Annotated in this window: 21 protein-coding genes and 1 pseudogene; 11 read left to right on the top strand and 11 right to left on the bottom strand. The window is 62.1% G+C overall.

From position 1 onward, the window contains the following. The 4 genes and pseudogenes from NW809_RS02785 to NW809_RS02770 form a co-directional block, all read right to left on the bottom strand. Nucleotides 1-251, bottom strand: a pseudogene (locus NW809_RS02785) (NADH-quinone oxidoreductase subunit C); the annotation flags it as partial. 1 nt (nt 252) lies between these two features. Next, on the bottom strand, nt 253-993 hold the full coding sequence (locus NW809_RS02780) for an NADH dehydrogenase subunit K (protein WP_041438442.1): 741 nt from the start codon (nt 991-993) through the stop codon (nt 253-255). Beyond that, a complete protein-coding gene (ndhC, locus tag NW809_RS02775; protein WP_011430811.1) occupies nt 984-1346 on the bottom strand; it encodes a photosynthetic/respiratory NAD(P)H-quinone oxidoreductase subunit C in 363 nt (120 codons plus the stop codon). The genes NW809_RS02780 and ndhC overlap by 10 nt, the downstream gene beginning before the upstream one ends. An 84-nt stretch (nt 1347-1430) precedes the next feature. Continuing rightward, nucleotides 1431-1694, bottom strand: coding sequence for a hypothetical protein (locus NW809_RS02770; RefSeq protein WP_041438440.1), 264 nt, complete (start codon nt 1692-1694; stop codon nt 1431-1433). 159 nt (nt 1695-1853) lie between these two features. Here NW809_RS02770 and NW809_RS02765 point away from each other — a divergent pair, with 159 nt between their 5' ends. The 3 genes from NW809_RS02765 to NW809_RS02755 all read left to right on the top strand — a co-directional run bounded on the left by NW809_RS02765 (nt 1854) and on the right by NW809_RS02755 (nt 4079). Then, nucleotides 1854-2510 (top strand): XRE family transcriptional regulator, encoded by a 657-nt coding sequence (locus NW809_RS02765; protein WP_011430809.1) that lies wholly within the window; start codon nt 1854-1856, stop codon nt 2508-2510. A gap of 151 nt (nt 2511-2661) precedes the next feature. Beyond that, on the top strand, nt 2662-3474 hold the full coding sequence (locus tag NW809_RS02760; RefSeq protein WP_228375265.1) for an OmpA family protein: 813 nt from the start codon (nt 2662-2664) through the stop codon (nt 3472-3474). Between the two features lie 119 nt (nt 3475-3593). Then, on the top strand, nt 3594-4079 hold the full coding sequence (locus NW809_RS02755) for an ATP-binding protein (RefSeq protein ID WP_011430807.1): 486 nt from the start codon (nt 3594-3596) through the stop codon (nt 4077-4079). Here the strand turns inward: NW809_RS02755 and NW809_RS02750 are convergent. Continuing rightward, nucleotides 4076-5206: a geranylgeranyl reductase family protein gene (locus NW809_RS02750; protein ID WP_414401473.1), complete on the bottom strand. Its 1131-nt coding sequence runs from the start codon at nt 5204-5206 to the stop codon at nt 4076-4078. The two genes, NW809_RS02755 and NW809_RS02750, sit on opposite strands and share 4 nt — an antisense overlap. A 121-nt stretch (nt 5207-5327) precedes the next feature. After that, nucleotides 5328-6680: a UDP-N-acetylglucosamine 1-carboxyvinyltransferase gene (gene murA / locus NW809_RS02745; protein WP_414401475.1), complete on the bottom strand. Its 1353-nt coding sequence runs from the start codon at nt 6678-6680 to the stop codon at nt 5328-5330. Nucleotides 6681-7116: 436 nt separating this feature from the next. Here murA and NW809_RS02740 point away from each other — a divergent pair, with 436 nt between their 5' ends. The 4 genes from NW809_RS02740 (at nt 7117) to NW809_RS02725 (ending at nt 10592) form a co-directional block, all read left to right on the top strand. Continuing rightward, nucleotides 7117-7770 carry a DUF3386 domain-containing protein gene (locus NW809_RS02740; protein WP_011430804.1) on the top strand — a complete coding sequence of 218 codons (654 nt, stop codon included), beginning with the start codon at nt 7117-7119 and terminating at the stop codon, nt 7768-7770. Between the two features lie 119 nt (nt 7771-7889). Next, the gene (locus NW809_RS02735; protein ID WP_099813028.1) at nt 7890-9152 is read left to right on the top strand and encodes a GNAT family N-acetyltransferase; all 1263 of its coding nucleotides are present in this window, start codon (nt 7890-7892) and stop codon (nt 9150-9152) included. A gap of 27 nt (nt 9153-9179) precedes the next feature. Then, complete coding sequence (locus NW809_RS02730; RefSeq protein ID WP_011430802.1) at nt 9180-9797, top strand: Npun_F5749 family FMN-dependent PPOX-type flavoprotein; 618 nt, start codon at nt 9180-9182, stop codon at nt 9795-9797. 231 nt (nt 9798-10028) lie between these two features. After that, nucleotides 10029-10592, top strand: coding sequence for a hypothetical protein (locus tag NW809_RS02725; RefSeq protein ID WP_099813029.1), 564 nt, complete (start codon nt 10029-10031; stop codon nt 10590-10592). 214 nt (nt 10593-10806) lie between these two features. On the opposite strand, the gene mraY is transcribed toward NW809_RS02725, so the two are convergent. The 5 genes from mraY to NW809_RS02700 form a co-directional block, all read right to left on the bottom strand. Beyond that, entirely contained in the window at nt 10807-11829 is a 1023-nt protein-coding gene (gene mraY / locus NW809_RS02720; RefSeq protein ID WP_414401474.1) for a phospho-N-acetylmuramoyl-pentapeptide-transferase, read from the bottom strand. A 171-nt stretch (nt 11830-12000) separates the two neighbouring features. Beyond that, nucleotides 12001-14376, bottom strand: coding sequence for a phosphoketolase (locus NW809_RS02715; RefSeq protein ID WP_011430799.1), 2376 nt, complete (start codon nt 14374-14376; stop codon nt 12001-12003). A 99-nt stretch (nt 14377-14475) separates the two neighbouring features. Next, complete coding sequence (locus NW809_RS02710; protein ID WP_414401472.1) at nt 14476-15591, bottom strand: pentapeptide repeat-containing protein; 1116 nt, start codon at nt 15589-15591, stop codon at nt 14476-14478. 22 nt (nt 15592-15613) lie between these two features. Then, nucleotides 15614-15988, bottom strand: a complete 375-nt coding sequence (locus tag NW809_RS02705) for a DUF1257 domain-containing protein (RefSeq protein ID WP_011430797.1) — start codon at nt 15986-15988, stop codon at nt 15614-15616. Nucleotides 15989-16107: 119 nt separating this feature from the next. After that, nucleotides 16108-17244: an AI-2E family transporter gene (locus NW809_RS02700; protein WP_099887391.1), complete on the bottom strand. Its 1137-nt coding sequence runs from the start codon at nt 17242-17244 to the stop codon at nt 16108-16110. A gap of 76 nt (nt 17245-17320) precedes the next feature. Here NW809_RS02700 and xseA point away from each other — a divergent pair, with 76 nt between their 5' ends. The 4 genes from xseA to NW809_RS02680 all read left to right on the top strand — a co-directional run. Beyond that, nucleotides 17321-18607 (top strand): exodeoxyribonuclease VII large subunit, encoded by a 1287-nt coding sequence (xseA, locus tag NW809_RS02695; RefSeq protein ID WP_346426057.1) that lies wholly within the window; start codon nt 17321-17323, stop codon nt 18605-18607. After that, on the top strand, nt 18588-18824 hold the full coding sequence (gene xseB / locus NW809_RS02690; RefSeq protein ID WP_011430793.1) for an exodeoxyribonuclease VII small subunit: 237 nt from the start codon (nt 18588-18590) through the stop codon (nt 18822-18824). The genes xseA and xseB overlap by 20 nt, the downstream gene beginning before the upstream one ends. 101 nt (nt 18825-18925) lie before the next feature. Beyond that, nucleotides 18926-19795 carry a bifunctional methylenetetrahydrofolate dehydrogenase/methenyltetrahydrofolate cyclohydrolase FolD gene (gene folD, locus NW809_RS02685; protein ID WP_011430792.1) on the top strand — a complete coding sequence of 290 codons (870 nt, stop codon included), beginning with the start codon at nt 18926-18928 and terminating at the stop codon, nt 19793-19795. A gap of 360 nt (nt 19796-20155) precedes the next feature. Next, nucleotides 20156-22478: DUF3536 domain-containing protein (locus tag NW809_RS02680; protein WP_414401471.1), on the top strand; the 2323-nt coding region annotated here is incomplete at its 3' end.

Here is a 22478-nt window from a genome sequence, read left to right as displayed (position 1 = left end):
GCCCCCAGGTCGTAGCCGCACTGGCACTCCAGGTAATTGAAGCCGTAGGCATAGAGGGCAGTACACACAGGCAAGAGAAAATCCCGCTCCACCTCCAGCAGCTCCACCCCGGCGGCATCTCTGCCCAGGTACTGATGGTCAAAGCCGTTATCGGCGAGGAACTGGGAAACCGGCCCCCGTTCCAGCGTCGCCAACGGCTCTGTCGGCTCGGCTGTCGAGGACGGCTTTTGCTGGGCTTTGTCCTCTGTCATCTCACATCCCTCCCCGCAAAGCTTTGAGCTGCTGTTCCGCCTGCTTGAAGTCGGCAGTCTGCAAGGCCGGAGGCACCGGCAGGCCAATAGCCGCCGCCAGTTCCGGTGGAGGAGCTTGGCGGGTCTCGCTCTCCAGATACTTGCCGGTGATGATCTCCGGCACCGGCTTGAGGTTGTGCTTGACCGTGTAGTAGCGGTGGGTTTGTTGCAGGCGGCCCCGCTCCCGCATGTCTTCGGCGGCGATCTTCTTGCGCAGCTTGACAATAGCATCCATGATCGCCTCCGGACGCGGCGGGCAGCCGGGAATGTACACGTCCACAGGGATCAGCTTGTCCACCCCTCGCACCGCCGTGTAGGAATCGGAGCTGAACATGCCGCCGCTAATGGTACAGGCCCCCATGGCGATCACGTACTTCGGCTCAGCCATTTGTTGGTAGAGCTTGACCAACGCTGGGGCCATTTTCATAGTGACCGTGCCCGCCGTGATGATCAAATCAGCCGTGCGCGGCGAAGAACGGGGCAACAGGCCAAAGCGGTCGAAATCGAAGCGGGAGCCCAGCATGGCTGCAAACTCGATGAAGCAGCAGGCAGTGCCGTAGAGGAGCGGCCAGAGGCTGGACATCTTCGCCCAGTTGTACAGGTCGTTAACCGTGGTGAGAACGACGTTGTTCGAGAGGTCTGTGGTAACTTGCGGGGCAGACGCCGGAAACAAGACTTCCGGCTCCTGAGAGGTCATGACCATTCCAGCGCTCCTTTTCTCCAAGCGTACACAAGGCCCACCACAAGGATGGCGATGAAAATCAGGGCCTCCACAAAGGCCAGCAGTCCCAAGCGATGAAAGGCCACCGCCCAGGGATAGAGGAACACGGTCTCCACGTCGAAGATCACGAAGACCAGGGCGAACATGTAGTAGCGGATGTTGAACTGGATCCAGGCCTGGCCAAACGGCTCCATCCCCGACTCATAGGTGCTGCGGCGCAGGGATCCCCGCCGCTTTGGGGCCAAGAGCGCAGAAGCTCCCAGAGCCAAGACCGGCAGCAGAGCGCAGACGATCAGAAAGACCAGCAAATACTCGTAGCCGGATAAGACAAACACGACGCCAGACCGCCTCAGGTGCTCAACATTTAGATACGTTTTCAGTATAGAGCCAGTCTGCCGCCTCCCGGCGCTGCCCGATCTTTAGTTCTGCTGATGGTCTCGATTGCGGGAGTGGCGTTTCTCCAGCCAACCCCACACCCCACTCAGCAGGGCTCCAGCCATCAGGATCCCCAGTGCCGGCTGGAACAAAGGCAACCACAGCCGCAGCCAAAGTTTGTAGCCCAGCGGGATCCCGATGAAAGCTCCCGTTACCGAGAAGACAAACCAGACAAACCCGGCAAACACCAGAAAGACCAGGGCAATGAGAAAATGATCCAGCCAGCGTTTCCAGTCTGAGACGGTCATAGGGAGCAAGCCAGAGCAGGTGAAGTCTCTCAGATCCTACTACTGGAAACCCTGCCCTCTTCCCTCCAACCCAGCATAAGCCCCTGCCCCTCACGAGGGTTGACTTGTCAACAGGTAGTGGTAGAAATTTACTTGTACACAACCCGTAGCGTTAAGCCGATGTCCACCTCCTCTGATTCCTCCTTTGCCGACCGTTTGCGACAGGTGATCGGCGATGAGGCCATTTATGCGTTTGGGCGGCGGGCCGGCATTAGCGATACAGCCTTGCGCAGTTACCTCAAGGGATCCGTGCCCGGCATCGACAAGGCCGTGAAAATTGCCCAGGTGGGGGGGGTGAGTCTCAGTTGGCTGATTACGGGGGAGGGATCCCCGCGGCTGGAGGCTGGCGACGCCAAAACGGAGTATGTATACGTGCCTCTGGTGGATGTGGTCGCCTCGGCAGGGGCGGGGGCGCTGGTGCGGGAAGAGTCCATCGAGTCGGTGCTAGCTTTTGAGCGTAACTGGCTACGGGCCCATCTGAAGGGGAACCCGGATGGGCTCAGTTTGATTCGGGTGCAAGGGGACAGCATGTCTCCCACCTTGGAAGATGGCGACTGGATCTTTGTCGAACGGCAAAAAGAGCTGGGGGGTGAGGGCATCTACGTCTTTCAGAGGGATGGCGAGCTGTGGGTCAAACGGCTGCAACGCCTGTCAGGATCCCGAGTAAAAGTTATCAGCGACAACCCTCGCTTCCCGTCTTTTGTGGTCGATTGTGCGGATCCCGTCAACGGCCTGATCCTCATAGGACGCTATCGGGGCCGTCTCAGCTTCGACTAGGCTTTTGCCGAGGATGGCGGGAAGGGGTAGCCTGAGCAGCCCCTAATCCCCTTGGCAAGCTGCGGTCGCCGGATAGGATCGACTCTAGGCGTTGAGTTGAGCCTGGTTTTCGCTCCTCGCCTGCGCCCATCTAGCCAGAGGTTTGCCTGCGATGCCCCGCCCATCGGAACGTGCAACGGTCTTTCTCAATCTCTCGAGTGGGATCCTCCTGGTCGGCAGCGGCATCTGGGCGGGAATGGTGCTCCCGCAGCCGCTTCAGACCCAACCGCTGCCAGTTCCCCAGCCGCAGGCCAACACGCCGCCGCTCCTGCCCACCCTGTCTCCACCCCAGGCCAGTCTCCCAGCGGTGAGCCCAGATGCAGATTCACCAAAGGGGAATCCAAATCACGGCGGCTCCACGGATCTGGAAAGGGAGATTCGAGAACTCCGCCAGCAGGCCATCCAGCTTTTGATCCGCGTTGAAGAACTGGAGTCGCGGCTGCAACGGCTGTCTTCCCCAGCAGCGGCCCCTGAGCCGAGGCGAGAATCGGCCACCACTGCCGAGATCGCCCCGGAGGGAGCAAGCGTCCCTGCCCCCACCGCAACGCCGACCCCTACCTCTTTTCAGGTGGGAACCCGAACCATTAGCCTGCCGGGCGATCTGCTCTTCGACTTCGACAAGGCCGAGATTCGGCCTGAGGCGGCCTCCCTGTTAGCAGAAGTGGCCAAATCTTTGCGGGAAATGCCCGGCGCCCGCGTTCAAGTCAACGGCCACACCGACAACATCGGTTCCTTGAACTATAACCTCGACCTTTCCCTGCGCCGCGCCAACGCTGTGAAAGACTACTTAGCTAACCTGTTGCCGGAAGACCACCCCATCAGCTGGACAACCTCTGGCTTTGGCCCCACCCTGCCGGTGGCCGACAACGATACGGAGGAAGGGAGACAGCGAAACCGCCGCGTGGATCTCATCATCGCCCCCTAGTGGCCCCCCCCAAAGTTGGGGGTTGGCAGGCTTGAACAGCGCCTTAGTCTAGAATCAACTGGTCCGATCCCTGGTGGGGGCGAGGGCCCAGGCAACAGTCTGAGCTTTGGGGTTCGATTTTGAACGCGGCAGGGATCCCGTCGGGAGAAAAGCAGACCTTTGCGCTGAGAGTAGACACAACCCTGGATGCTCTCAGCCAAGTTTTGACGTGGTTTGAGTCTTTCCGCGACGCCGGCATTCCGGGCCCCATCTGGTTGGAATGCCAGTTGGCCTTGGCGGAGGGCTTTACCAACGCCGTTCGCCATGCCCACCGCACTTTGTCTCCCAGTACACCCATCGATATCGAGCTGGTTCTGATGCCCCAGGAGCTGGAGCTGCGCATCTGGGATCAAGGGCAGGAGTTCAACTTGGAGGAATTCTTCCAGAACCGAGCAGCCAGCAGGCCCCCCGACGCCGAGGTCGAATCCGAGGGGGGACGGGGTATTCGGCTGATGAAGGCTCTCTCCACCCACCTGAGCTATACTCGCCAGGCAGATGGCCGCAACTGCCTGCTGATCAGCAGGCGCTTCGACGATCCCGCCCCCCTCTCCCAGCGGCCGGCCTAGGCCAACAGGCCAGCGCTCAACTGGCGAATGGCCGAGCTGGCCACATCGCTGTAGCGCAGCTCACCGGCCAAGATCTGGCCCATGCGCCGAGTGGCTCCCGGTCGCTTGACGCCTACCCTGTAGCCGACGCCCGGAAAGCGGTAGAACAGCGCCGCGATCCGCTTGGCCCAACGCATCTCTGAGCCCCACTCCTGCTGCACGCGGGCGGAGTAGTTCGCCAGGGCTTCGGTATCTCCCGCCAGGGCTTGGTCGATGGCCTGCGCTGCCAGCATGCCAGTGAGGAGGGAGGGGCGGATCCCTTCGGCGGTAAACGGATCGACGACACAGGCAGCATCTCCCACCAGGAGGGCATTTTGGCTGTGCAGGGGTTGATCCCCCTCCCAAAGACAGATGGGATGGCCAAACTGCCTGACCGATTTCAAGTCCACACCAAAGCTTTGGGCATACTCGGCGGCGATTTCCCGCAAGTTTTGTTTTTCGCCACCCCGAAAGGTGCCTGCCCCGATGGAGTAGCCATCGGCTTTGGGGAAGTTCCAAATGTAGCCGTTGCTCACGGCGCCAAAGTCGAAATGGGCGGCTGCGGTTTTTGGCTCTGAGACGGGCACTTCTGCTTCCAGGGCGGCAGCCAGGCGGCGCTGCCGGTTTTGAAAGCCGAGCCACTTGGCCATCGAGCCTTTGGCCCCATCGGCCCCGATCACATACCGACCCCAGACCGGGCCGGTGGCTGTCATCACTTGCCAGCGGTCGCTCTGCCACTCAATGCCGGAGACGGGACATTCCGTCTGGAGTGCTGCCCCCTGCTTTTGCGCCTGCTGGATCAAGTAATGGTCGAAGACCTCCCGCCGCACCATCCATACCGGCTCTTTCAGATCCAGGTCGGCCACGACCGGATCCCCGCCCCGCCAGGTGTAGCGAATTTGCCGGATCTTCAGCGAAATGGCGGGACTGAAATCGAAGTCAAACCAGGCCGCCACCATGGGAGAAACGCCGCCGCCACAGGGTTTGTAGCGGGGCAAAGGATCCTTCTCCAAGACCAGCACTGAGCGCCCCCGCTTGGCCAGGTGATAGGCGGCCGAGCTGCCGGCAGGGCCAGCGCCGACGATGACACAGTCGTACACTTGGGACATGGCTCTCGATCCCCAACCCCTTCTCCCTGAATTTGGGCTGTCGGCTCCTAGCCTACCGCATCCTTTTTCCCTCAAGAAAACAAGGGGGAGGGGGCCGGCGGATCCCCCCAACGGCGTAGGCTCAAGTGGGCCAATTCTGCAATGGGATCCCCTTTCCATCAGCTTGTTCAGGCTGAGGGGTGGCCGGGATCCCTGCCGAGTTGTTACAGCGATACACCTTGGCCCCAACGCTGCGCAGCTTTTCATCGATAGCTTCGTAGCCGCGGTCGATGTAGTGGAGCCCGTGGATAGTAGAGCAGCCCTCAGCCGCCAGGCCAGCCAACACCAGAGCTGCCCCCGCCCGCAAGTCCGTGGCCACCACCGGCGCTCCCGACAGCGACGGCACCCCCCGGACAATGGCCACCCGGTTCTTGAGACGAATATCCGCCCCCATGCGGTTGAGCTCGGGAATGTGGTGCATGCGGTTTTCAAACACCGTCTCCTCGATGGTGCAACTGCCCTCGCTCAGGGCAGCCAAGGCCATGATCGGCGCCTGCACATCGGTGGGAAAACCTGGATAGGGCAAGGTTTGGATATCGGTTGCCTGGCAAAGCCAGCCCGAACTGAGTTGAGCCGGGGCAATGCGCAGCCGGTTGGGGCCTTCTTCCTCCACCCGCAGCCCCATGTCGCGCAGCTTGGCAACCACCGCTCGCAGGTGATCCGGGATAACAGGGCCAACCGTGAGTTCGGAGCGGGTGATGGCCCCGGCAATGAGGTAGGTGCTGGCCTCGATGCGGTCGGGAATGACCGTGTACTCGGTGCCGTGCAGGCGCGGCACCCCTACCACCACAACCGTATTGGTGCCCACGCCACGGATGCGGGCTCCCATCGCCTGACAAAAACGGGCCAAGTCGGCCACCTCCGGCTCTTGGGCAGCATTTTCAATCACCGTTTCCCCTTCGGCCAGCGTAGCGGCCATCATCAGCGTCTCGGTGGCGCCGACGCTGGGATAGTCAAGGTAGATGCGGGTTCCCACCAGCTTGCGGGCATAGGCATGAACCACGCCGTGCTCGATTTGAACCGTTGCCCCCAACGCTTGCAGGCCCCGCACATGCAGATCCACCGGACGCGAGCCGATGGCACAGCCGCCGGGCAGAGGAACTCTGGCCACTCCCAGCCGCGCCAGCAGCGGCCCGATGATGAAGAAGCTGGCCCGCAACTGGCTGACCAACTCGTAGGGCGCCTGGGAAGTTTTGAGGGAGCTGGCGTCCAGGTCAAGGGTATTGCCCACATGGGACACCTTAACCCCCAGGCTGGTCAGGATCTGCCCCATGCGTTCAATGTCCAGCAGGCGCGGCACGTTGTGAATTCGGCAAGCTGCAGGAGCCAAAAGGGATCCCGCCATGAGCGCCAAAGCTGAGTTTTTCGCGCCGCCGATGGGAATGTGGCCGCTCAAGGTCTGCTTGCCGACAATTTTCAGCACTGGCCCCATCATCTCCGGCGGGGCTGCCACTCTGGTCTGGGCCGGCGACAGGTTAGGCGCTAGGGATTCCGTCCTGCCGACGCGATTGTCAAAAAAATCTCTCAATCTTCCTCCTCACCCACCAAAAATAGAAAGGCTCTTTCCAGAGAATACTCCGGGGATCAAAGCAGCAACTAAACTTGCAGGCCAAAACTTAGGGTGACGAAGGAAGAGAAGCTCCAGTGGCTATGCCTCTATCCTACAGCGGCGGATGGGCAATTAGCTATGTCAGCTCTTTGTGGCGCGAAAACCCCTGGCTGATCGCTGTGGGGAAGCAGGCCCTGGGCGTAGAGAGTATGTCAACAAACGCAGGTTCCTGCCGCGGGCGGCTAGGGGGATAGCCTGGCAGCAAGGGGCAGTATGATGGATGGTCATGAGAAGCGCTTGCCAGTAAGACAGGAGACACTCGATGACCGCGACCCAAGTTTCTGCCGAAGAGTTGTTTCGGGCCGCCTACGAAAATCGCTACACCTGGGATCCCGACTTTCCGGGCTACAGCGCCGAGGTCACCTACTGGGATGGGGAGCGCACTTTTGTGGGCCAGGTGCGAGTGGGGGCAGACCTAAAAGCGACGGTTACGGGCGTGGAGGATGAGGAAGCCCGGAAAGCCATTCACAATCAACTTTGGGAGATTGCCGTTCACCGGGTGCGCCGCAGCTTCGCCGAGACCCACGGGAACAACACTTTTCGCTATGGCCAGATCCTACCCGATGGCACCGTGGAGATCCTGGTGGGCGGCAAAGCCGAAGGGGATCGCTACCACGTGCGCGACAACCAAGTTACCATGGTGCATCGGCATATTCACGGTATGGTGGTTACTATTCACACCTTCAGCAGCCACGACACGGGCGAAGGCTACCTCTCCCACCGCTACGACTCCGTCTATCACGACGCCAAGACTGGCGAGCAGAAGGGTGGGCGCAGCCAATTTGAAGATCTCTACACCAAAGTGGGCAAGTACTATATCCTCTCGGAGCGGCGCATTCAAACAGAGACGGAAACCGGCCCTGTGGAAAAGCGCTTTACCTTCCGCAACCTGGCGTTGCTGGATGCGGGGGCCTGATTGGCCAAAAGCCAACGGAAAGCCCGATAATCTCATTTGTGGCAGCAACGCCCCCCTTAGATAGAAGAAGTGGGGGATCCTGAGCTATGCTTTGAGTATTCTCCCGCCCACACTTTGGCATGGACAACCCTGCGGAAAAGCCCAACCCGGATTCCAAAGCTCCTAAGGAGGCTCCCGAACTGATTCTCCGCCCGGCTCAACTGGGTGATCTGGAGGCGGTGGAGGAGATTTTGGCTCAAGCTTTTGATGAAGAGTACAGCGGCCGCTCGGTGGACATTCGTCGCCAGGTGCGGCGGCTGCGCCAGTGGTATGGCCCCCTGAAAACTTTGAGCCTGTTTCCCAACCGTTTTCAGCACATGTTTACGGTGCATGTGGCGGAGCTGGAGGGCAAAATCCAGGGGGTCATTCAAGTTTCTCCCTTTAATCATTCCCGCAGCACCTGGCGGGTGGATCACATTGCTGTGGTGCCCTCCGCCCGGCGGCAGGGAATCGGCTCTAAGTTGCTCAGACACTGCATGGAGCACTTTCGCGAGGCCCGCACCTGGATCTTGGAGGTGAACATCCACAACAAGGGGGCGATGGCCCTCTACCGCCACAACGGCTTCCAACCGCTGGCCCAGATTACCTACTGGTCGATCCGGCCCGAGATTCTGGCCGCCCTCAGCCAGCACGAGCCCATGCTGCCCAACCTGGTGCCGGTGACCAACCGGGATGCCTACGCCATTTACCAACTGGATACGGGATCCATGCCGGCCACCGTGCGCCAGGTATACGACCGCGACGTGAGCGATTTTCGCACCAGCCCGCTGGATTGGCTCCTAGATCAGGCCAAATGCGTCATCAGCCAAACGGAACGGGTGGAGATGTGTGTCTATGAGCCGGAGCGGAAAACCGCTATCGGCTATTTCAACCTGAAGTTGGACCGTACCGGGCAGCAGCCGCATGTGGCCAAGCTTACGGTTCACCCCGCCTACACCTGGCTCTATCCTGAGCTCATGGCCAAGATGGCCCGGCTCACCCAAGCCTATCCGCCGCAGGCTTTGGCTTTGGCCTCCACCGATTACCAGCCGGAACGGGAGGAATTTTTGCTCAAGCTGGGAGCCCGGGACGTGGAGCGGACGCTGTTGATGTCGCGCTCGGTGTGGCACAAGGTGCGAGAAGCTCGCTCCCCATGGTACAGCGAGTATCTCGCTCTGGTGCTCCAGAAATTGCCGGTGAAACAGCCGGTGCCGGAACGCTTCGAGGGGCTGGCAGAGGGCTGTCTGGAGCATCCCTTTCATTCCCTTCACCCAACTGGTCTGGATTCCCATTCCGTTCGGCCGGAATCCTCACTAGGACAGGCCAGGGATCCGCAATCGGAAGCTCCTCCCCCTCCCGGCTAAAGTCTCGGCTGGCACCTGCGCACCCCTATGAACGAGTTGAAGGATAACCCGGCTGGGGATCCCTCTTGGCGGACGTTGCTGCAGGCGGCCTTGCACCGCAACCGCAGCGACGCGGGTGTGCGCTATTTGCAGTTGGCTACGGTGGATCCTTGGGGGCACCCGCGCAACCGCACGGTGGTCTTCCGGGGATTTTTGGGGGATACCGACCGCATTCAGTTGGCGGTGGACAGCCGCAGCGAGAAGATCTGCCAGATCGCCCACTGCCCACTGGCCCAGATCTGCTGGTACTTCTGTAAAACTCGCGAGCAATTTCGCATTGCCGGCACTCTCGAGGCCATCACCGCCGACCACCCGGATCCTCGGGCGCAGCAGCACCGACAACAGTTGTGGCAACAAATCTCGGAAAAAGGACGGCTGCTCTGGTTCTGGCCGGAACCTAAAGGCCCTCTTGCCCCACCAGAGGCTTTTGTTGAAGAGCTGCCCCCCGAGAAGGCATCTTTGCCACCGCCGACATTTGTCCTACTGCTGTTGGATCCAACGGAGGTGGATCACCTCCAGCTCAAGGGAGATGCGATCTATCCCCAGCGACGGACCCTGTATGAGCGCAGCCCGCAAGGGTGGAAATGCCGAGCGGTCAACCCCTAGAAGGATCCCAGCCGACTGCAGGTGGGAGGGGGGAGCGGTTTTCGCCTTCCGAGAGAAGGTTGAATGAATATTGAAGAACAGACAAGGATAGAGGTGTTAGCGTGGCTGAACAACCGTCCTATTCTGAGCGCGACGCCGCCTGCGGGCTGGATCTGCTCACCAATGGCGAGGTCACGGTCGCTCAGCTTCTTTCTCAATCCGGCATGTAGCACTCCTGGTTGCGGTAATCTGATGTCTGTTTCCATCCGCTCATTTCCTGCCTGTATCACCCAAGCTGTTGCCGCTCTTGTTGCCGGCGGGCCGCCGAAAGGGACCTTGCGGGGCAAGCTGCGCCAGAGATCCCTGGGGTTGGCTGCCGCTTTGGTTTGGGGTCTGGCTCTCGTTCGGGGGTTGGCAGCCCAGCCGATGTTAAAATCCCCACAAGGCTCCTTCGAGGGGAATGCAGCTCCTGTCCTGCCCTCAGAGTCTGCCTTCCCCACCTCCACCCGCACAGGAGCCTTTCGAGTCGGCAATCGCACCCCTCACCCGATTCGGCTGGTGATCTTGATGCGCAGCGGTGGACGGCTGCTCAACCCGGAAACGGCCCACTGGGACTTTGCGCCCGGAGAAGGGGGCAGCGAGGGGCTGGTGCTGAGTTTGGGCGAGGAGCCATTGCAGATCGGCCCCGGCGATATTGTGGTGGCTTTTACCCTGGATGGAACCGCTCGCTACTGGGGGCCGAACGTGGTGGGAGAGTCGCTGGCGCCCTTTTGGAATGAAGAGAGCGGCTTTTGGTCGATGATCCTGCAGCCTTAGAGGGCTCTGCGGGCGGCCTAGAAGCCCTTTTCAACCATTTTTGAAATTGCAGCCATTTGGGTTGGGGACAGGATGCTGTACCCATGGACAAATCTCTGCCCAGGGCAAGCCACAACCCTTAAGTCAGTTTAGACCTCCTCCCAACCCCGAAAGCAGCCCCAAGTCCGGCTTCGGCGCTTGGCCCCTGCCGTGGTACCCCTGGATCCTCTGCCTCTCAAGCGCCGGCCCAGTGCCACCAGGCCCAGCCCAGCCCCACCAATAGCGCCGTTAGCCCATAGAAGCACCCCACCACCTGCACCTCCGACCAGCCCCCCAGCTCCAGATGGTGGTGCAAGGGCGACATGCGCAGCAGCCGTTTGCCTTGTCCGGTTTTGCGTTTGGTGTATTGGAAGTAGCCCACCTGCAGGATCACCGACAGGGCCTCTGCCACCAGCACCGCGCCCATCCAGGCCAGGGCCCAGAGCTGATCCCCCAACAGCGCCAGCCCCGCCAGAGCGCCCCCCAACCCCAGGGATCCGGTATCGCCCATAAACAGGCGGGCCCGGTGGTGGTTGTGCACCAGAAAGCCCAGACAGGCGCCGCTCAAGGCAAAAGCCACGAGCGCCAAAACGGGATCCTCTGCCGTCAGCCCCAGCCCTGCCAGGACAAGGGCCACCATCCCTGCCGCCAGGCCGTCCATGCCGTCGGCGAGGTTGACGGCGTTGTTGGTGCCCACCAGCACAAACAAGGCCAAGGGCCAGAACAGCCAGCCCAGGGGGAGGGCGCCTATTCCCGGCAGGGTGAGAACGGTGGGGATCCCTTGCCAGGCCAGGTAGCCACAGAAAACCAGGCCGATCCCGACTTGGAGTAAAAGCTTCGATTTGGCAGACAACCCCTTGTTGGAGCGCTGCCGGATAACCAGCCAATCGTCCAGCCAGCCAACCACGGTGTAAGCCAGGGTCAGTAGGGCCACCGCCAGCCATTGGGGATCCCAGCCGCTCCCGATGCCGGCCACCAGCAGCCCTACGGGCAAAAAGCTAAGGCCACCCATGGTCGGCGTGCCCGCTTTTTTGTGGTGGGACTGGGGCCCCTCCTCGCGGATGACCTGGCCTGCCTTCCAGCGCCGCAAGACCGGGAGAAGCAGGGATCCCAGCAGGGCCGAGCCCAGCACGCTCAATCCAAAGGGGACGGCCACCTGGGGCCGGATCCCGATGACCAGCGCTGAGAGGGCCAGGCCGAGAACTAAGGAGAGGGCCATCCCTCCCCAGTCCGCCTCTTCCAGCCGGGGAAGGGTATCCGCATCCACCCGTTCTGAACCCCTCACATTCTCAACCTCCAGCACAACCGCCCAGAACGCTCCGGCAGGAGAGCCCAAGAAAACTCTACCCTGCCGGCGGCTAGAGGTGAAAGTTGGGGGAAGGGGGATCCACTAGTAGGGCCACTTCCAGTTGCGCACCTCGGGCAGATCCTCGCCGTACTTGCAGATGTACTGCTTGTGCTCCACCAGCTTGTCCCGAATCAACTGCTGGACGTGATCCCGCCGGTATTTGAAGCGCTCCACCCGCTCCAACACGTCGTTGGCCAGGTTGAAGCGATCCACCTGGTTGAGGACGCACATGTCGAAGGGAGTGGTGGTGGTGCCTTCCTCCTTGTAGCCGCGCACGTGTAGGTTGTGGTGGTTGGGGCGGCGGTAGGTGAGGCGGTGAATGAGCCAAGGATAGCCATGGAAGGCAAACACGATGGGCTTATCGGGGGTGAAGATGCTGACAAACTCCTTGTCGCTGATGCCGTGGGGGTGTTCGCTGGGCGGCTGCAACTTCATCAGGTTCACCACGTTCACCACCCGGATCTTGATGTCCGGCAGGTGCTGCCGCAAGAAGTCCGCCGCCGCCAGGGTTTCCATCGTCGGCACATCGCCGCAGCAGGCCATGACCACATCCGGCTCCGAGCCCTGGTCGTTGCTGGCCCACTCCCAGATCCCCAAGCCCTGGGTGCAGTGCTTGATGGCGGCATCCATGTCCAGGTACTGCAGGGCCGGCTGTTTCCCCGCCACGATGACATTGACGTAGTGGCGGCTGCGCAGGCAGTGATCCGCCACCGAGAGCAGGGTGTTGGCATCCGGGGGCAGGTAGACGCGGATAACATCGGCTTTCTTGTTGACCACGTGATCCAGAAAGCCGGGATCCTGGTGGCTGAAGCCGTTGTGATCCTGCCGCCACACGTGGGAAGTCAGCAGGTAGTTGAGGGAAGGGATGGGCCGCCGCCAGGGGATGTGGCGGGTGGTCTTCAGCCACTTGGCGTGCTGGTTGAACATGGAGTCCACCAGGTGGATGAAGGCTTCGTAGCAGGAGAAAAAGCCGTGGCGGCCTGTCAACAGGTAGCCCTCCAGCCAGCCCTGGCAGACGTGCTCGCTCAGGATCTCCATCACCCGCCCATCGGGGGAGAGGTGCTCGTCGTAGTCGTAGATAGGCGCCACCCAGGTGCGGTCACTGGCCTCAAACACGGCGTCCAGGCGATTGGATGCAGTTTCATCGGGGCCAAAGAGGCGGAAGTTGTGGGGGTTGAGCTTCATCACATCTCGCAAGAATTGCCCCAGCACCTTGGTGGCTTCGGCTTCGAGGGTGCCGGGGTGCGGCACGTCCACGGCGTAGCGGCGGAAATCCGGCATTTTCAGCTCCCGCGTCAGCAGGCCGCCGTTGGCATAGGGGGTGGCGCCCATGCGCTTTTCCCCTTTGGGGGCCAGCTCCTGCAGCTCGGGCCGCAGGCGGCCGTTTTCGTCGAAGAGCTCTTCCGGTCTGTAGCTGCGCATCCACTCTTCCAGGATCTTGAGGTGCTCTGGTTTCTTGGCCAGATCCGCCAGCGGCACCTGGTGGGAGCGCCAGAAATCCTCCACCTTTTTGCCGTCCACCTCTTTGGGGCCCGTCCAGCCTTTGGGGGTGCGCAGGATGATCATCGGCCACTGGGGACGGCTGGGATCCCCCTTGGTACGAGCATGCTGCTGGATTTCTTGGATCTCGTGGATTACCGTGTCCAAAGTGGCGGCCATCAACTGGTGCATCTGGGCCGGATCGGAGCCTTCTACGAAGTAAGGCTTGTAGCCATAGCCCACAAACAGGCTCTGCAGCTCTTCACGGCTGAGGCGGCCCAGGATGGTGGGGTTGGCGATCTTGTAGCCGTTGAGGTGGAGAATCGGCAGCACTGCCCCGTCGTGGATGGGGTTGAGGAACTTGTTGGAGTGCCAGGAAGCAGCCAGAGGGCCGGTTTCCGCCTCTCCATCCCCGACTACACAGGCCACCAACAGATCGGGGTTGTCGAAGGCCGCCCCAAAGGCGTGGGCCAGGGCATAGCCTAGCTCTCCCCCCTCATGGATGGAGCCGGGGGTTTCTGGGGCCACGTGGCTGGGCACGCCGCCGGGGAAGGAGAACTGTTTGAAGAGCTTGCGCATCCCGTCGGCATCTTGGCCGATGTTGGGGTACACCTCGCTGTAGGTGCCCTCCAGGTACGTGTTGGCCACCAGAGCGGGGCCGCCATGGCCGGGGCCGGTGATGTAGAGGACGTTGAGGTTTTCCCGCTTGATGATGCGGTTGAGATGCACGTAGATAAAATTCAGCCCCGGTGTGGTGCCCCAGTGCCCCAGCAGGCGCGGCTTCACATGCTCTAGCTTTAGAGGTTCCCGCAGCAGCGGGTTGTCCATCAGGTAAATCTGCCCCACCGACAGGTAGTTGGCGGCCCGCCAGTAGGCGTCCATTTTGCGCAGTTCGTCGTCGGTGAGCGGTTTGGTTGAGAGCTGTTCTGCCAAAACCATAGCCGTACCCCCTAGGTATCTCTACTCTCATGCTGCTCCAGGTTGGGGCGGGGGCTTGGGGATCTTGGGATTCCTTTGGATTTGGCAGCGGTGGTCAGCCTACCACCACCAGGGCTTGAGGGGGGTGCCGTCGGGGAAGATGAGGCCGGCAATCTGGGATCCGCTGTGTTTGAGGCCCTCGATCTGGGCGCCTTCCAGGTTGGCCTGAGTCAGGTTGGCGCGGCTGAGGTCAGCCCGGCGCAGGTTGGCCCCCTGCAACTGGGCCTGGCGCAGCTCGGCGCCGCTGAGATCGGCCCCCTCGAGGTCGGCATTTTGCAAGTTGGCCCCCCGCAGATCCGCCCGCTGCAGGTTGGCCCCCCGCAGGTCTGCTCCCTCCAGGTTGGATCCGCGCAGATCCACGCGCTTGAGGTTGGCCCCCCGCAGCCGGATCTGGCGCAGCCCCAGCCCTCTCAAGTCGGCCTTGCTCAGGTCTTGGCCGGAGAAATCTTGCCCTTGTCCCCCCCAGTTTTGCAACTGCCAGATGTGGCGCAGCCGCTCCTCCAGGCGGGTCTCTTCCGAAAGCCGGGATCCCCGCAGGCTGGTGCCGCTGACTTTCGCCCCCCTCAGATCGGCTCTCCGCAGATCCGCCCCCTGGAGGACGGCGCCACTGAGCTTGGCCCCTTGCAAGTTAGCTTGGCGCAGATCTGCCTGGTGCAGGTGGGCGCCGTTGAAGTTGCAAAGACCCAGGTTGGCCTTTCTCAAATTAGCTTCGTAGAAGTTGGCACCCCCCAGCCGCGCCTCTTGCAGATCCACTCCCTCCAAGTCGGCGTAGGCAAAGTTCCGCTCCCCGCGCCGATAGGCCACGATGACCCCCTGGGCACCCCCCACCGGGCGAAAGGGGCTGTAGGTTCGACAGGCTTCCTCTGCCTCCGGCTGCTCGAGCTGGGAGAGCAGCCGCCAGGCCTCTAGGCGCACCGCCCAGGAGGTGTTGCCAGCAAGTGCTTCGATCAGTTCGGCCAGGCCTGCCGGCCCGTACTGCAGCAGCTGGGGCAAGGTGGCCAGACGCACCGCCTCGTCGCCCTGGGTGAGCCGTCGCCGCGCCCCCTCAAGCCCCCCCAAAACTAAGGCGTGGGCCGGGGCACCGCCGGCTGCGGCTCGTCCTCCCAACACCAGATCCCAAGGGCGGGGCCGGGATCCCTCACCTGTGCCCACCAAGGGTCGGGAGTTGCTGAGCATGAGCGGATGCCAATGGGCCCGGCTACACCCAGCGCCCCACCACTACGCGGATGGTGCCATCCTCTAGATGCTCCTCCGCCTCGATGGCGAAGCCCTGTTGCCGGGCAGAGCGCAGCAAGCTCTTGTGGGCGTAGCGCTGCAAAATCGGCTCCAGAAAGGTCTGGGGATCGATGCCCGCCCCCCACAGATCCACCACAAGCTCATAGTGATCCCCGTTGCGGCGAAAGCCGATGTCGAAGCCGTTCTTTTGCCGGATCACCAGATCGGCGCGGGTGCGGTTCCAGAGGTAGCCGCGCAGGCTGGCGTTCCGCTCCACGGTGTAGCCCAATTCCTTCAGGGTCTCTTCCAGCAGGTCGGCATCCTTGATTTGCACTTGCAAGGTGGTGAAGTGGGACATGGCGGTTCCGATCCTTGGACGGATGGAGACGGGATCCTCACTATAGAAGCGCCTCTGCAGTTGTGGAAGAAATGTGAAGGAGGATTACGTTTCCCGCGGCTCCCGTAACTTCTCTACCCTCACGGCAGCAGGATGGCGTTCTCGTTCTCCGGCTGCAGAGGCTTCCGCTTCTCCTGGGAAGCCGGGATCCCATCTCCCTTGGCCAGGGGCAAGGGGCGGGCCCGGGATCCCTGCCAGGGATCCAACACATCCCGAATCAGCACCTCCTGGATCCACACCTGCAGGATGGCCGCCAGCGGCACAGCCAAAAACAAGCCCAGCACGCCGAAGAAAAAGGCCGAGGTAACTTGGGCCACCAAAGTTAGGGCGGGCAAAAGCGACACCTGCCGCGACATGACGATGGGGGTGAAGACGCTGCTTTCGAGCTGCTGGATAAGGATGTAGAGCCCCAGCACCGCCAGCGATTTCCAGGGGGCATCGGTGAGGGCCACCAGCATGGGGGCAACCACGCTCAGGGTGGGGCCGATGTTGGGGATGAAATTAAACAGTCCCGCCAGCACCGCGTTGGCCAGGCTCAGGGGCACACCTAAAATCCAGAGGCCAATGCCGCTTAGCAGCATCACCAAGCTGCTGGTGAACAGGATCCCCACCAGCCACCCTCGCAGCGCCAGCTCGCAGCGCTTGAGGATGTAGCGGACGCGGGGGCGGTAGAAGGCCGGGAAAACCGAGACAAAGGCGCGGCTATAAGCCTGGGGATCCACCAACAACAGGATGGTGAGGATGATCACAAACAACAGATTGAGCAGGGTGGCGAAAAAGGCGGTGAAGGACTCGGAGAAAAAGTCGCGCACCTGGCGCACCAACTCGGTGGCCTGGGGCACCAAGCTATTGGCCAACTCCCGCAGCGTCGGCAGCTCGATATCCGTCGGCAACGAGAGGATGAGGCTCTCGAACAGCCGCTGCGCCTGCACGATCCCGGCGGGCACCCCATCGGTAAACAGCCGCCGCAACTGATCCGCCAAGGGAGGCACCACGATCAGCCCCACCAGAATCGCCCCCACCAGAACCGTCAAACCGGTGATGAGGAGCGAGGGGCCGCGGCGAAAGCCGTAGCGCTGCGGGATCTGGGCTAAGGTATCCAAAGCTACTGCCAAGACGATGGCCGCAAACACCAACAGCAGGATCTGCCGGATCTGCCAGAGCAGAACCAGCAAACCCAGCAATGCTGCCAGCCCCAGCCACTGGGCGAAGGTCACCGCAGCTCGCCTCCTCTCTCGCCCTGTCGTCGCCTATTCTAGATGGGATCCCGAGCATTTCCATGGGGGAGCCCGTATGCGCGATCTGGATCCGCAAGCAATGGCTCTGGCCTTTGATGGCCTCGACTGCGGGACAGAATCCTTTCTTGCCGAGGAAGTCCCCCTGCTCTCGGTGGGGGGAGTGTCCGGCTACTTGAAATCGCTGCTGGCCGGGGATCCCTACCTGGCCAGGCTGTGGGTGGTGGGAGAAGTCTCCAGTTGCCAGCGCAGCCGCAACGGCCACCTGTTCCTGACCCTGGTGGATCCGGAAAGCGGCGACCTCCTCAAGGGGGTTGTGTGGCAAAGTCAGACTGCCCGGCTCAGCTTCTGGCCAGAAGTGGGGCAACGGGTGCTGGCCCTGGGTCAACTTGGCATCTACAGCGGCGGCAGCTACTACCGCCTGGTTATCTGGCAACTGCTGCCGGCGGGCGAGGGGCTGTTGGCGTGGCGGTTTCAGCAGCTTAAGGCCCGCCTTGCCGCCGAAGGCCTGTTCGACAACCAGCGGCCCCTGCCCACCCACCCTCAGTGTATTGCCGTCGTCAGCTCTCCCGACGCCGCTGGCTGGGGCGATATCCGCCGCACCCTCAACCAGCGCTACCCCGGGCTGCGGGTGCTGTTTGCGCCAGCCCAGGTGCAGGGGGAGGCGGCCCCGGAGTCGATTGTGCGGGCCATTCGCCGGGTGGAGCGGGACGGGCGGGCGGAAGTGCTGATCGTGGCCCGGGGGGGCGGATCCGGCGAGGACTTGGCCTGCTTTAACGACGAGCGGGTGGTGCGGGCCATTGCCGAGTGCTCCATTCCGGTGGTGACCGGGATCGGCCACCAGCGGGATGAGACCTTAGCTGACTACGCTGCTGACTATGCGGCGCACACCCCCACAGCGGCCGCCGAGCGAGTTGTGCCCGATCTGCGGGAACTGCAGCGCCAGGCATTCCAGTTGCGCCAGCAGCTTGTCGAGCGCACCCTGCATGCTCTGGAAAAAGCTGAACAGCGTTGGCACCACGCCCAGCGCCGCCTAGCCCAGGTGCATCCGGAGCGGCTGCTGCAGCAGGCCCAGGAGCGCCTAGCCCAACAGCAGCAGCGCCTGGTCCAGGCCGTGCGCCACCGTCTCCAGCAGCAGCAACAGCGCCACCAAGCTCTCCAGCAGCACCTGCAAGCCCTCGATCCTGCCGCCGTTCTCAGGCGGGGCTATGCCCTGGTGCGCGACGAGCGGGGATCCCTGGTCCGCAGCCACCGCCTGCCGCCCCAGACCCGGCTGAGGATACAACTGGCCTCGGGCAGCCTCTGGGCCCGAGTGGAGGAGAGCCATGAGCCGCCGCAAACGTGAGGATCCCTGGCGCTACGAAGCAGCCATCGCCGAAGTGGAAAGTCTGATTGCCCAGATCGAATCGGGAGAGCTGGATCTGGCGGAGGTGGTGGAGCGCTTCCAACAGGCCGCCCAGACCCTGAAGCGCTGCGCCGAGTTTTTGGAGGAAAAGCGGCAGCAGGTGGAGATCCTCATCGAGGAATTGAACCAAGACGACGAAGACTGGCAAGCATTCTAGGGATCCCGCTCTGCCGTCGCCTCTTTGCTGCGCCGAGGCTTGACGGACAATGCTCGACCCGTAACAATCGTCAAGTTGTCAAGATGTCTTCTGGGGCCCCCATGTCTGCCAAGATCCTGGATGGCAAAGCCTTGGCTGGCCGGCTGCAAGCCGAGATGGCCGCTCAGGTGCAAGCTTGGCTGCCGCGGGTGGGGCGTCCGCCGGGATTGGCGGTGCTGCGGGTGGGGGAGGATCCCGCCAGTGCTGCCTATGTGCGCGGCAAAGAGCGGGCCTGTGAGCGAGTGGGCATTGCCTCCTTTGGCCGCCATTTTTCCGCCCAAGACTCCCCCGCCCATCTGCTCGACGCCATCGCCCAACTCAACCAGGACGAGCGCGTCGACGGCATCCTCGTGCAACTGCCTCTGCCCCCCGGCTGGGATCCCATCCCGCCCCTTCTGGCCATCGACCCCGCCAAAGACGTGGACGGTCTCCACCCCCTCAACCTGGGCCGGCTAGTGCGCGGCGAGCCCGGCCTGCGCAGTTGTACGCCTCTAGGTGTGATGCGCCTGTTGCAAGCGGAAGGGATCCCCATTGCCGGACGAAAAGCGGTGGTGGTCGGCCGCAGCCTCCTGGTGGGCAAGCCCCTGAGCCTGATGTTGTTGGCCGCCGACGCAACGGTTACCGTGGCCCACTCCCGTACACCCAACCTGGCCGAAGTAACCCGCAGTGCCGACATTGTGGTCATGGCTGTAGGGCGTCCTCGCTTGCTCACGGCAGACATGGTGAAGCCGGGCGCCGTGGTTGTCGATGTGGGCATTAACCGTATCCAAGACCCTGACGGATCTGAGCAGTTGGTGGGAGATGTGGACTACGAAGCGGTCAAAGAGCGGGCCGCTGCCATCACGCCTGTACCAGGCGGCGTGGGGCCGATGACGGTGACGATGCTGCTGGCCAACACCCTGGAAAGCTACAAGCTTCGCAGCCACCTGTAGCCTGGAAGCTGTCCTCAAAATCCATGAACAACTGCCAATGGCCGGCCACCAGGAGGGAGCCTTGGAGACATCAGTGAGGCTTTTTGTATAGCTTGTTACTCCGAGTGGCAGTGAGATCGGGTCATCTTCGGGCTTGCTCAAGAGTCTTCGCTGGGGGAACGCAAGAAGATTGCTAAGCAATAGTTATTCGCCGTCAAATTTTTGTCCAAGTCCTTTACGTTGACAGTCGCAGATCGGGGATCGCTGTAACGTATGGATATGAACTTAGGTTAACTAGCAGCCCGTCTCCCCAGAACTGAAGCTCCGAGGGCGGGCAAGGAGTAGGGTCTCATGCTGCCGAGTGGCTCCAAAAACGCCTCTATGCCGGCGGCCGAATCAGGGCAAGGGGATCCGGCTCCCTTTTTAGCTGATGCTAGCTCTCCGCCTCCGCGAGCTACAACCACCGCTCCCTACGTGGTGCTGCACGGTCATTTCTACCAGCCGCCGCGGGAGGATCCCTGGCTAAACCGCATTGAGCGCCAGCCCAGCGCTGCCCCCTTCCACGACTGGAACGAGCGCATTCTGGCGGAGTGTTATCGTCCCAACGCCTTTGCCCGCATCCTGGACGAGCAGGGGCGGGTGGTGCGCATTGTCAATAACTACGAATTCTTGAGTTTTAACTTTGGCCCCACTCTCCTCTCCTGGTTGGAGGAGCACGATGTTGAAGTGTACCAACGCATCTTGACTGCCGACCGCCTCAGCGCCGAGCGGCTGGAGGGGCATGGCAATGCCATCGCCCAGGTCTACAACCACGTCATCCTGCCCTTGGCCAACGAGCGGGACAAGTACACCCAGATCCGCTGGGGGATTGCCGATTTCCAGCATCGCTTTGGCCGCTTTCCCGAGGGCATGTGGCTGGCGGAAACCGCCATCGATGCGGCAACGGTTAAAGCCTTAGTCGACTGCGGGATCCGCTTTGTCATCTTGGCACCCAGCCAGGCGCAGCGCATTCGTCCTTTGGGTCAAACGGAATGGATCGATGTCAGCCAGGGTCAGATCGATCCCAGCCGGTCCTACCGCTGCTTTACCCCGGATCGCAGCGGCTACCTGGACATTTTCTTTTTTGATGGCCCTATCTCCCGGGATCTTGGCTTTGGCGATATCGTCTACAGCACCCAGTCGCTGGCGGAGCGGATCCGGCTGGCCATCCGCCCTGACAGAAAAGGGGAACCCTATCTGATCAACTGTGCTACCGATGGCGAGACCTTTGGCCACCACAAGCGCAGCGTGGAGCGCACGCTGGCCTACGCCTTTTGCGAAGAGTTTCCCCGGCGGGGGTGGCAGGTGGGCAACTACGGCCACTTCCTCAGCCACCATCCCCCCACCTGGGAGGTGCAACTGAAGCCGGTCACCGCCTGGAGCTGCGCCCACGGGGTAGGACGGTGGTCGCGCGACTGCGGCTGTGGGGCGGTTCCAGGCTGGCACCAGCGCTGGCGGCAACCGCTGCGGGAGGCCCTCAACTGGCTGCGGGATCAGTTGGCCGAGATCTACGAGACGGAGGCCAAGGCCTACCTGCGGGATCCCTGGCTGGCCCGGGATCGCTACATCGAGGTGATCTTGGATCGGGAGCGCTGCGAGGCGTTTTTGCAGGAGCACCAGAGCCACCGCCTCACTGCCGAAGACCGAGTGCAGGTGCTGCGCCTACTGGAGATGCAGCGCTACGGCCAGTTGATGTTTACCAGTTGCGGCTGGTTCTTCGAGGAGCTCTCGCGTCCTGAGGGAGTGCAGATCCTGCGCTACGCGGCGCGGGCCATCGAGCTGGCGGCAGCAGTGGCGGATGTGGATCTGGAAGAAGAGTTTCTGGGCCGCTTGAGCAAGGCTCCCAGTAACCTCGACCTATACAGAGATGGCAAGGGGGTTTACTGGGCTTTGGTGCGCCCCGCTTTGATCAGCCCACAGCGGCTGGTGGCCCAGCACGCCCTGCTTTCCCTGTGCAACGGCATGCCCCGAGCCCCCGGATATATGCTGGAGCCGGTGGATCAGGAGCGCCTGGCTATAGGGGGATCCACACTGCTCGTCGGGCGGGTGAAGCTCGCCTTTCCCAACACCGGCGAAGAGCACGACCTCATCTACGCTCTCCTCCATCTGGGCGGCTGGGACTTTCAGTGTGGGGTTAAGCCGTTTACAGGGCGGCGCAGCTACGAGCAGTTGAAAGCCACCCTGCTATCTGGATCCCGCAGCCGCATCCAGCTAGTCCTAACCCTGCAAGAGCTGTTTGGCCCGGAAACCTTTGACCTCAACGCCCTGATTGAGGAAGACCGGCAGCAGATGCTGCGCTGGCTTACCCAAGACACGTTAGATCGCCTGGCCCAGCTCTATCGCCAAACCTACCTGGAAAATTACGGGGTTTTGATGGCTTTTCGGGCCGATGGCCTGCCGATCCCGGAAGAGCTGTTGGCTGCCGCGCAGATCACTCTCAACCAGCGCCTGTTGAGCAGCTTGCGGGCGATGGAAGTGGAAGGGGGCAAGCAGGATCACCTGCTGGAGTTGCGGGCAATCGCCCGCGAGGCGGAGCAGTTGGGGTGTCAGTTGCGGCGGGAGGAGGCGGCCCGGGTTTTGGATCGGCTCTTGCAGCGGGGGATGTGGCACCTTGCCCACGATTTTGAGCCGGAGAGCTTTGGCGAACAGCTCCACAACCTGGAGG

Origin of the sequence: Synechococcus sp. WC101 (genome assembly GCF_047461555.1) — a bacterium.
Lineage (GTDB): Bacteria > Cyanobacteriota > Cyanobacteriia > Thermostichales > Thermostichaceae > Thermostichus.
The sequence above is the reverse complement of the archived record's forward strand: the minus strand, read 5'-3'. Positions and strand labels throughout refer to the sequence as shown.

Coding starts and splice junctions, on each gene's coding strand:
- NW809_RS02780 (WP_041438442.1), bottom strand. CDS start 993: ATGGTCATGACCTCTCAGGAGCCGGAAGTCTTGTTTCCGGCGTCTGCC.
- NW809_RS02770 (WP_041438440.1), bottom strand. CDS start 1,694: ATGACCGTCTCAGACTGGAAACGCTGGCTGGATCATTTTCTCATTGCC.
- NW809_RS02765 (WP_011430809.1), top strand. CDS start 1,854: ATGTCCACCTCCTCTGATTCCTCCTTTGCCGACCGTTTGCGACAGGTG.
- NW809_RS02760 (WP_228375265.1), top strand. CDS start 2,662: ATGCCCCGCCCATCGGAACGTGCAACGGTCTTTCTCAATCTCTCGAGT.
- NW809_RS02750 (WP_414401473.1), bottom strand. CDS start 5,206: ATGTCCCAAGTGTACGACTGTGTCATCGTCGGCGCTGGCCCTGCCGGC.
- murA (WP_414401475.1), bottom strand. CDS start 6,680: ATGATGGGGCCAGTGCTGAAAATTGTCGGCAAGCAGACCTTGAGCGGC.
- NW809_RS02740 (WP_011430804.1), top strand. CDS start 7,117: ATGACCGCGACCCAAGTTTCTGCCGAAGAGTTGTTTCGGGCCGCCTAC.
- NW809_RS02735 (WP_099813028.1), top strand. CDS start 7,890: ATGGACAACCCTGCGGAAAAGCCCAACCCGGATTCCAAAGCTCCTAAG.
- NW809_RS02730 (WP_011430802.1), top strand. CDS start 9,180: ATGAACGAGTTGAAGGATAACCCGGCTGGGGATCCCTCTTGGCGGACG.
- NW809_RS02725 (WP_099813029.1), top strand. CDS start 10,029: ATGTCTGTTTCCATCCGCTCATTTCCTGCCTGTATCACCCAAGCTGTT.
- mraY (WP_414401474.1), bottom strand. CDS start 11,829: ATGGCCCTCTCCTTAGTTCTCGGCCTGGCCCTCTCAGCGCTGGTCATC.
- NW809_RS02715 (WP_011430799.1), bottom strand. CDS start 14,376: ATGGTTTTGGCAGAACAGCTCTCAACCAAACCGCTCACCGACGACGAA.
- NW809_RS02710 (WP_414401472.1), bottom strand. CDS start 15,591: ATGCTCAGCAACTCCCGACCCTTGGTGGGCACAGGTGAGGGATCCCGG.
- NW809_RS02705 (WP_011430797.1), bottom strand. CDS start 15,988: ATGTCCCACTTCACCACCTTGCAAGTGCAAATCAAGGATGCCGACCTG.
- xseA (WP_346426057.1), top strand. CDS start 17,321: ATGCGCGATCTGGATCCGCAAGCAATGGCTCTGGCCTTTGATGGCCTC.
- xseB (WP_011430793.1), top strand. CDS start 18,588: ATGAGCCGCCGCAAACGTGAGGATCCCTGGCGCTACGAAGCAGCCATC.
- folD (WP_011430792.1), top strand. CDS start 18,926: ATGTCTGCCAAGATCCTGGATGGCAAAGCCTTGGCTGGCCGGCTGCAA.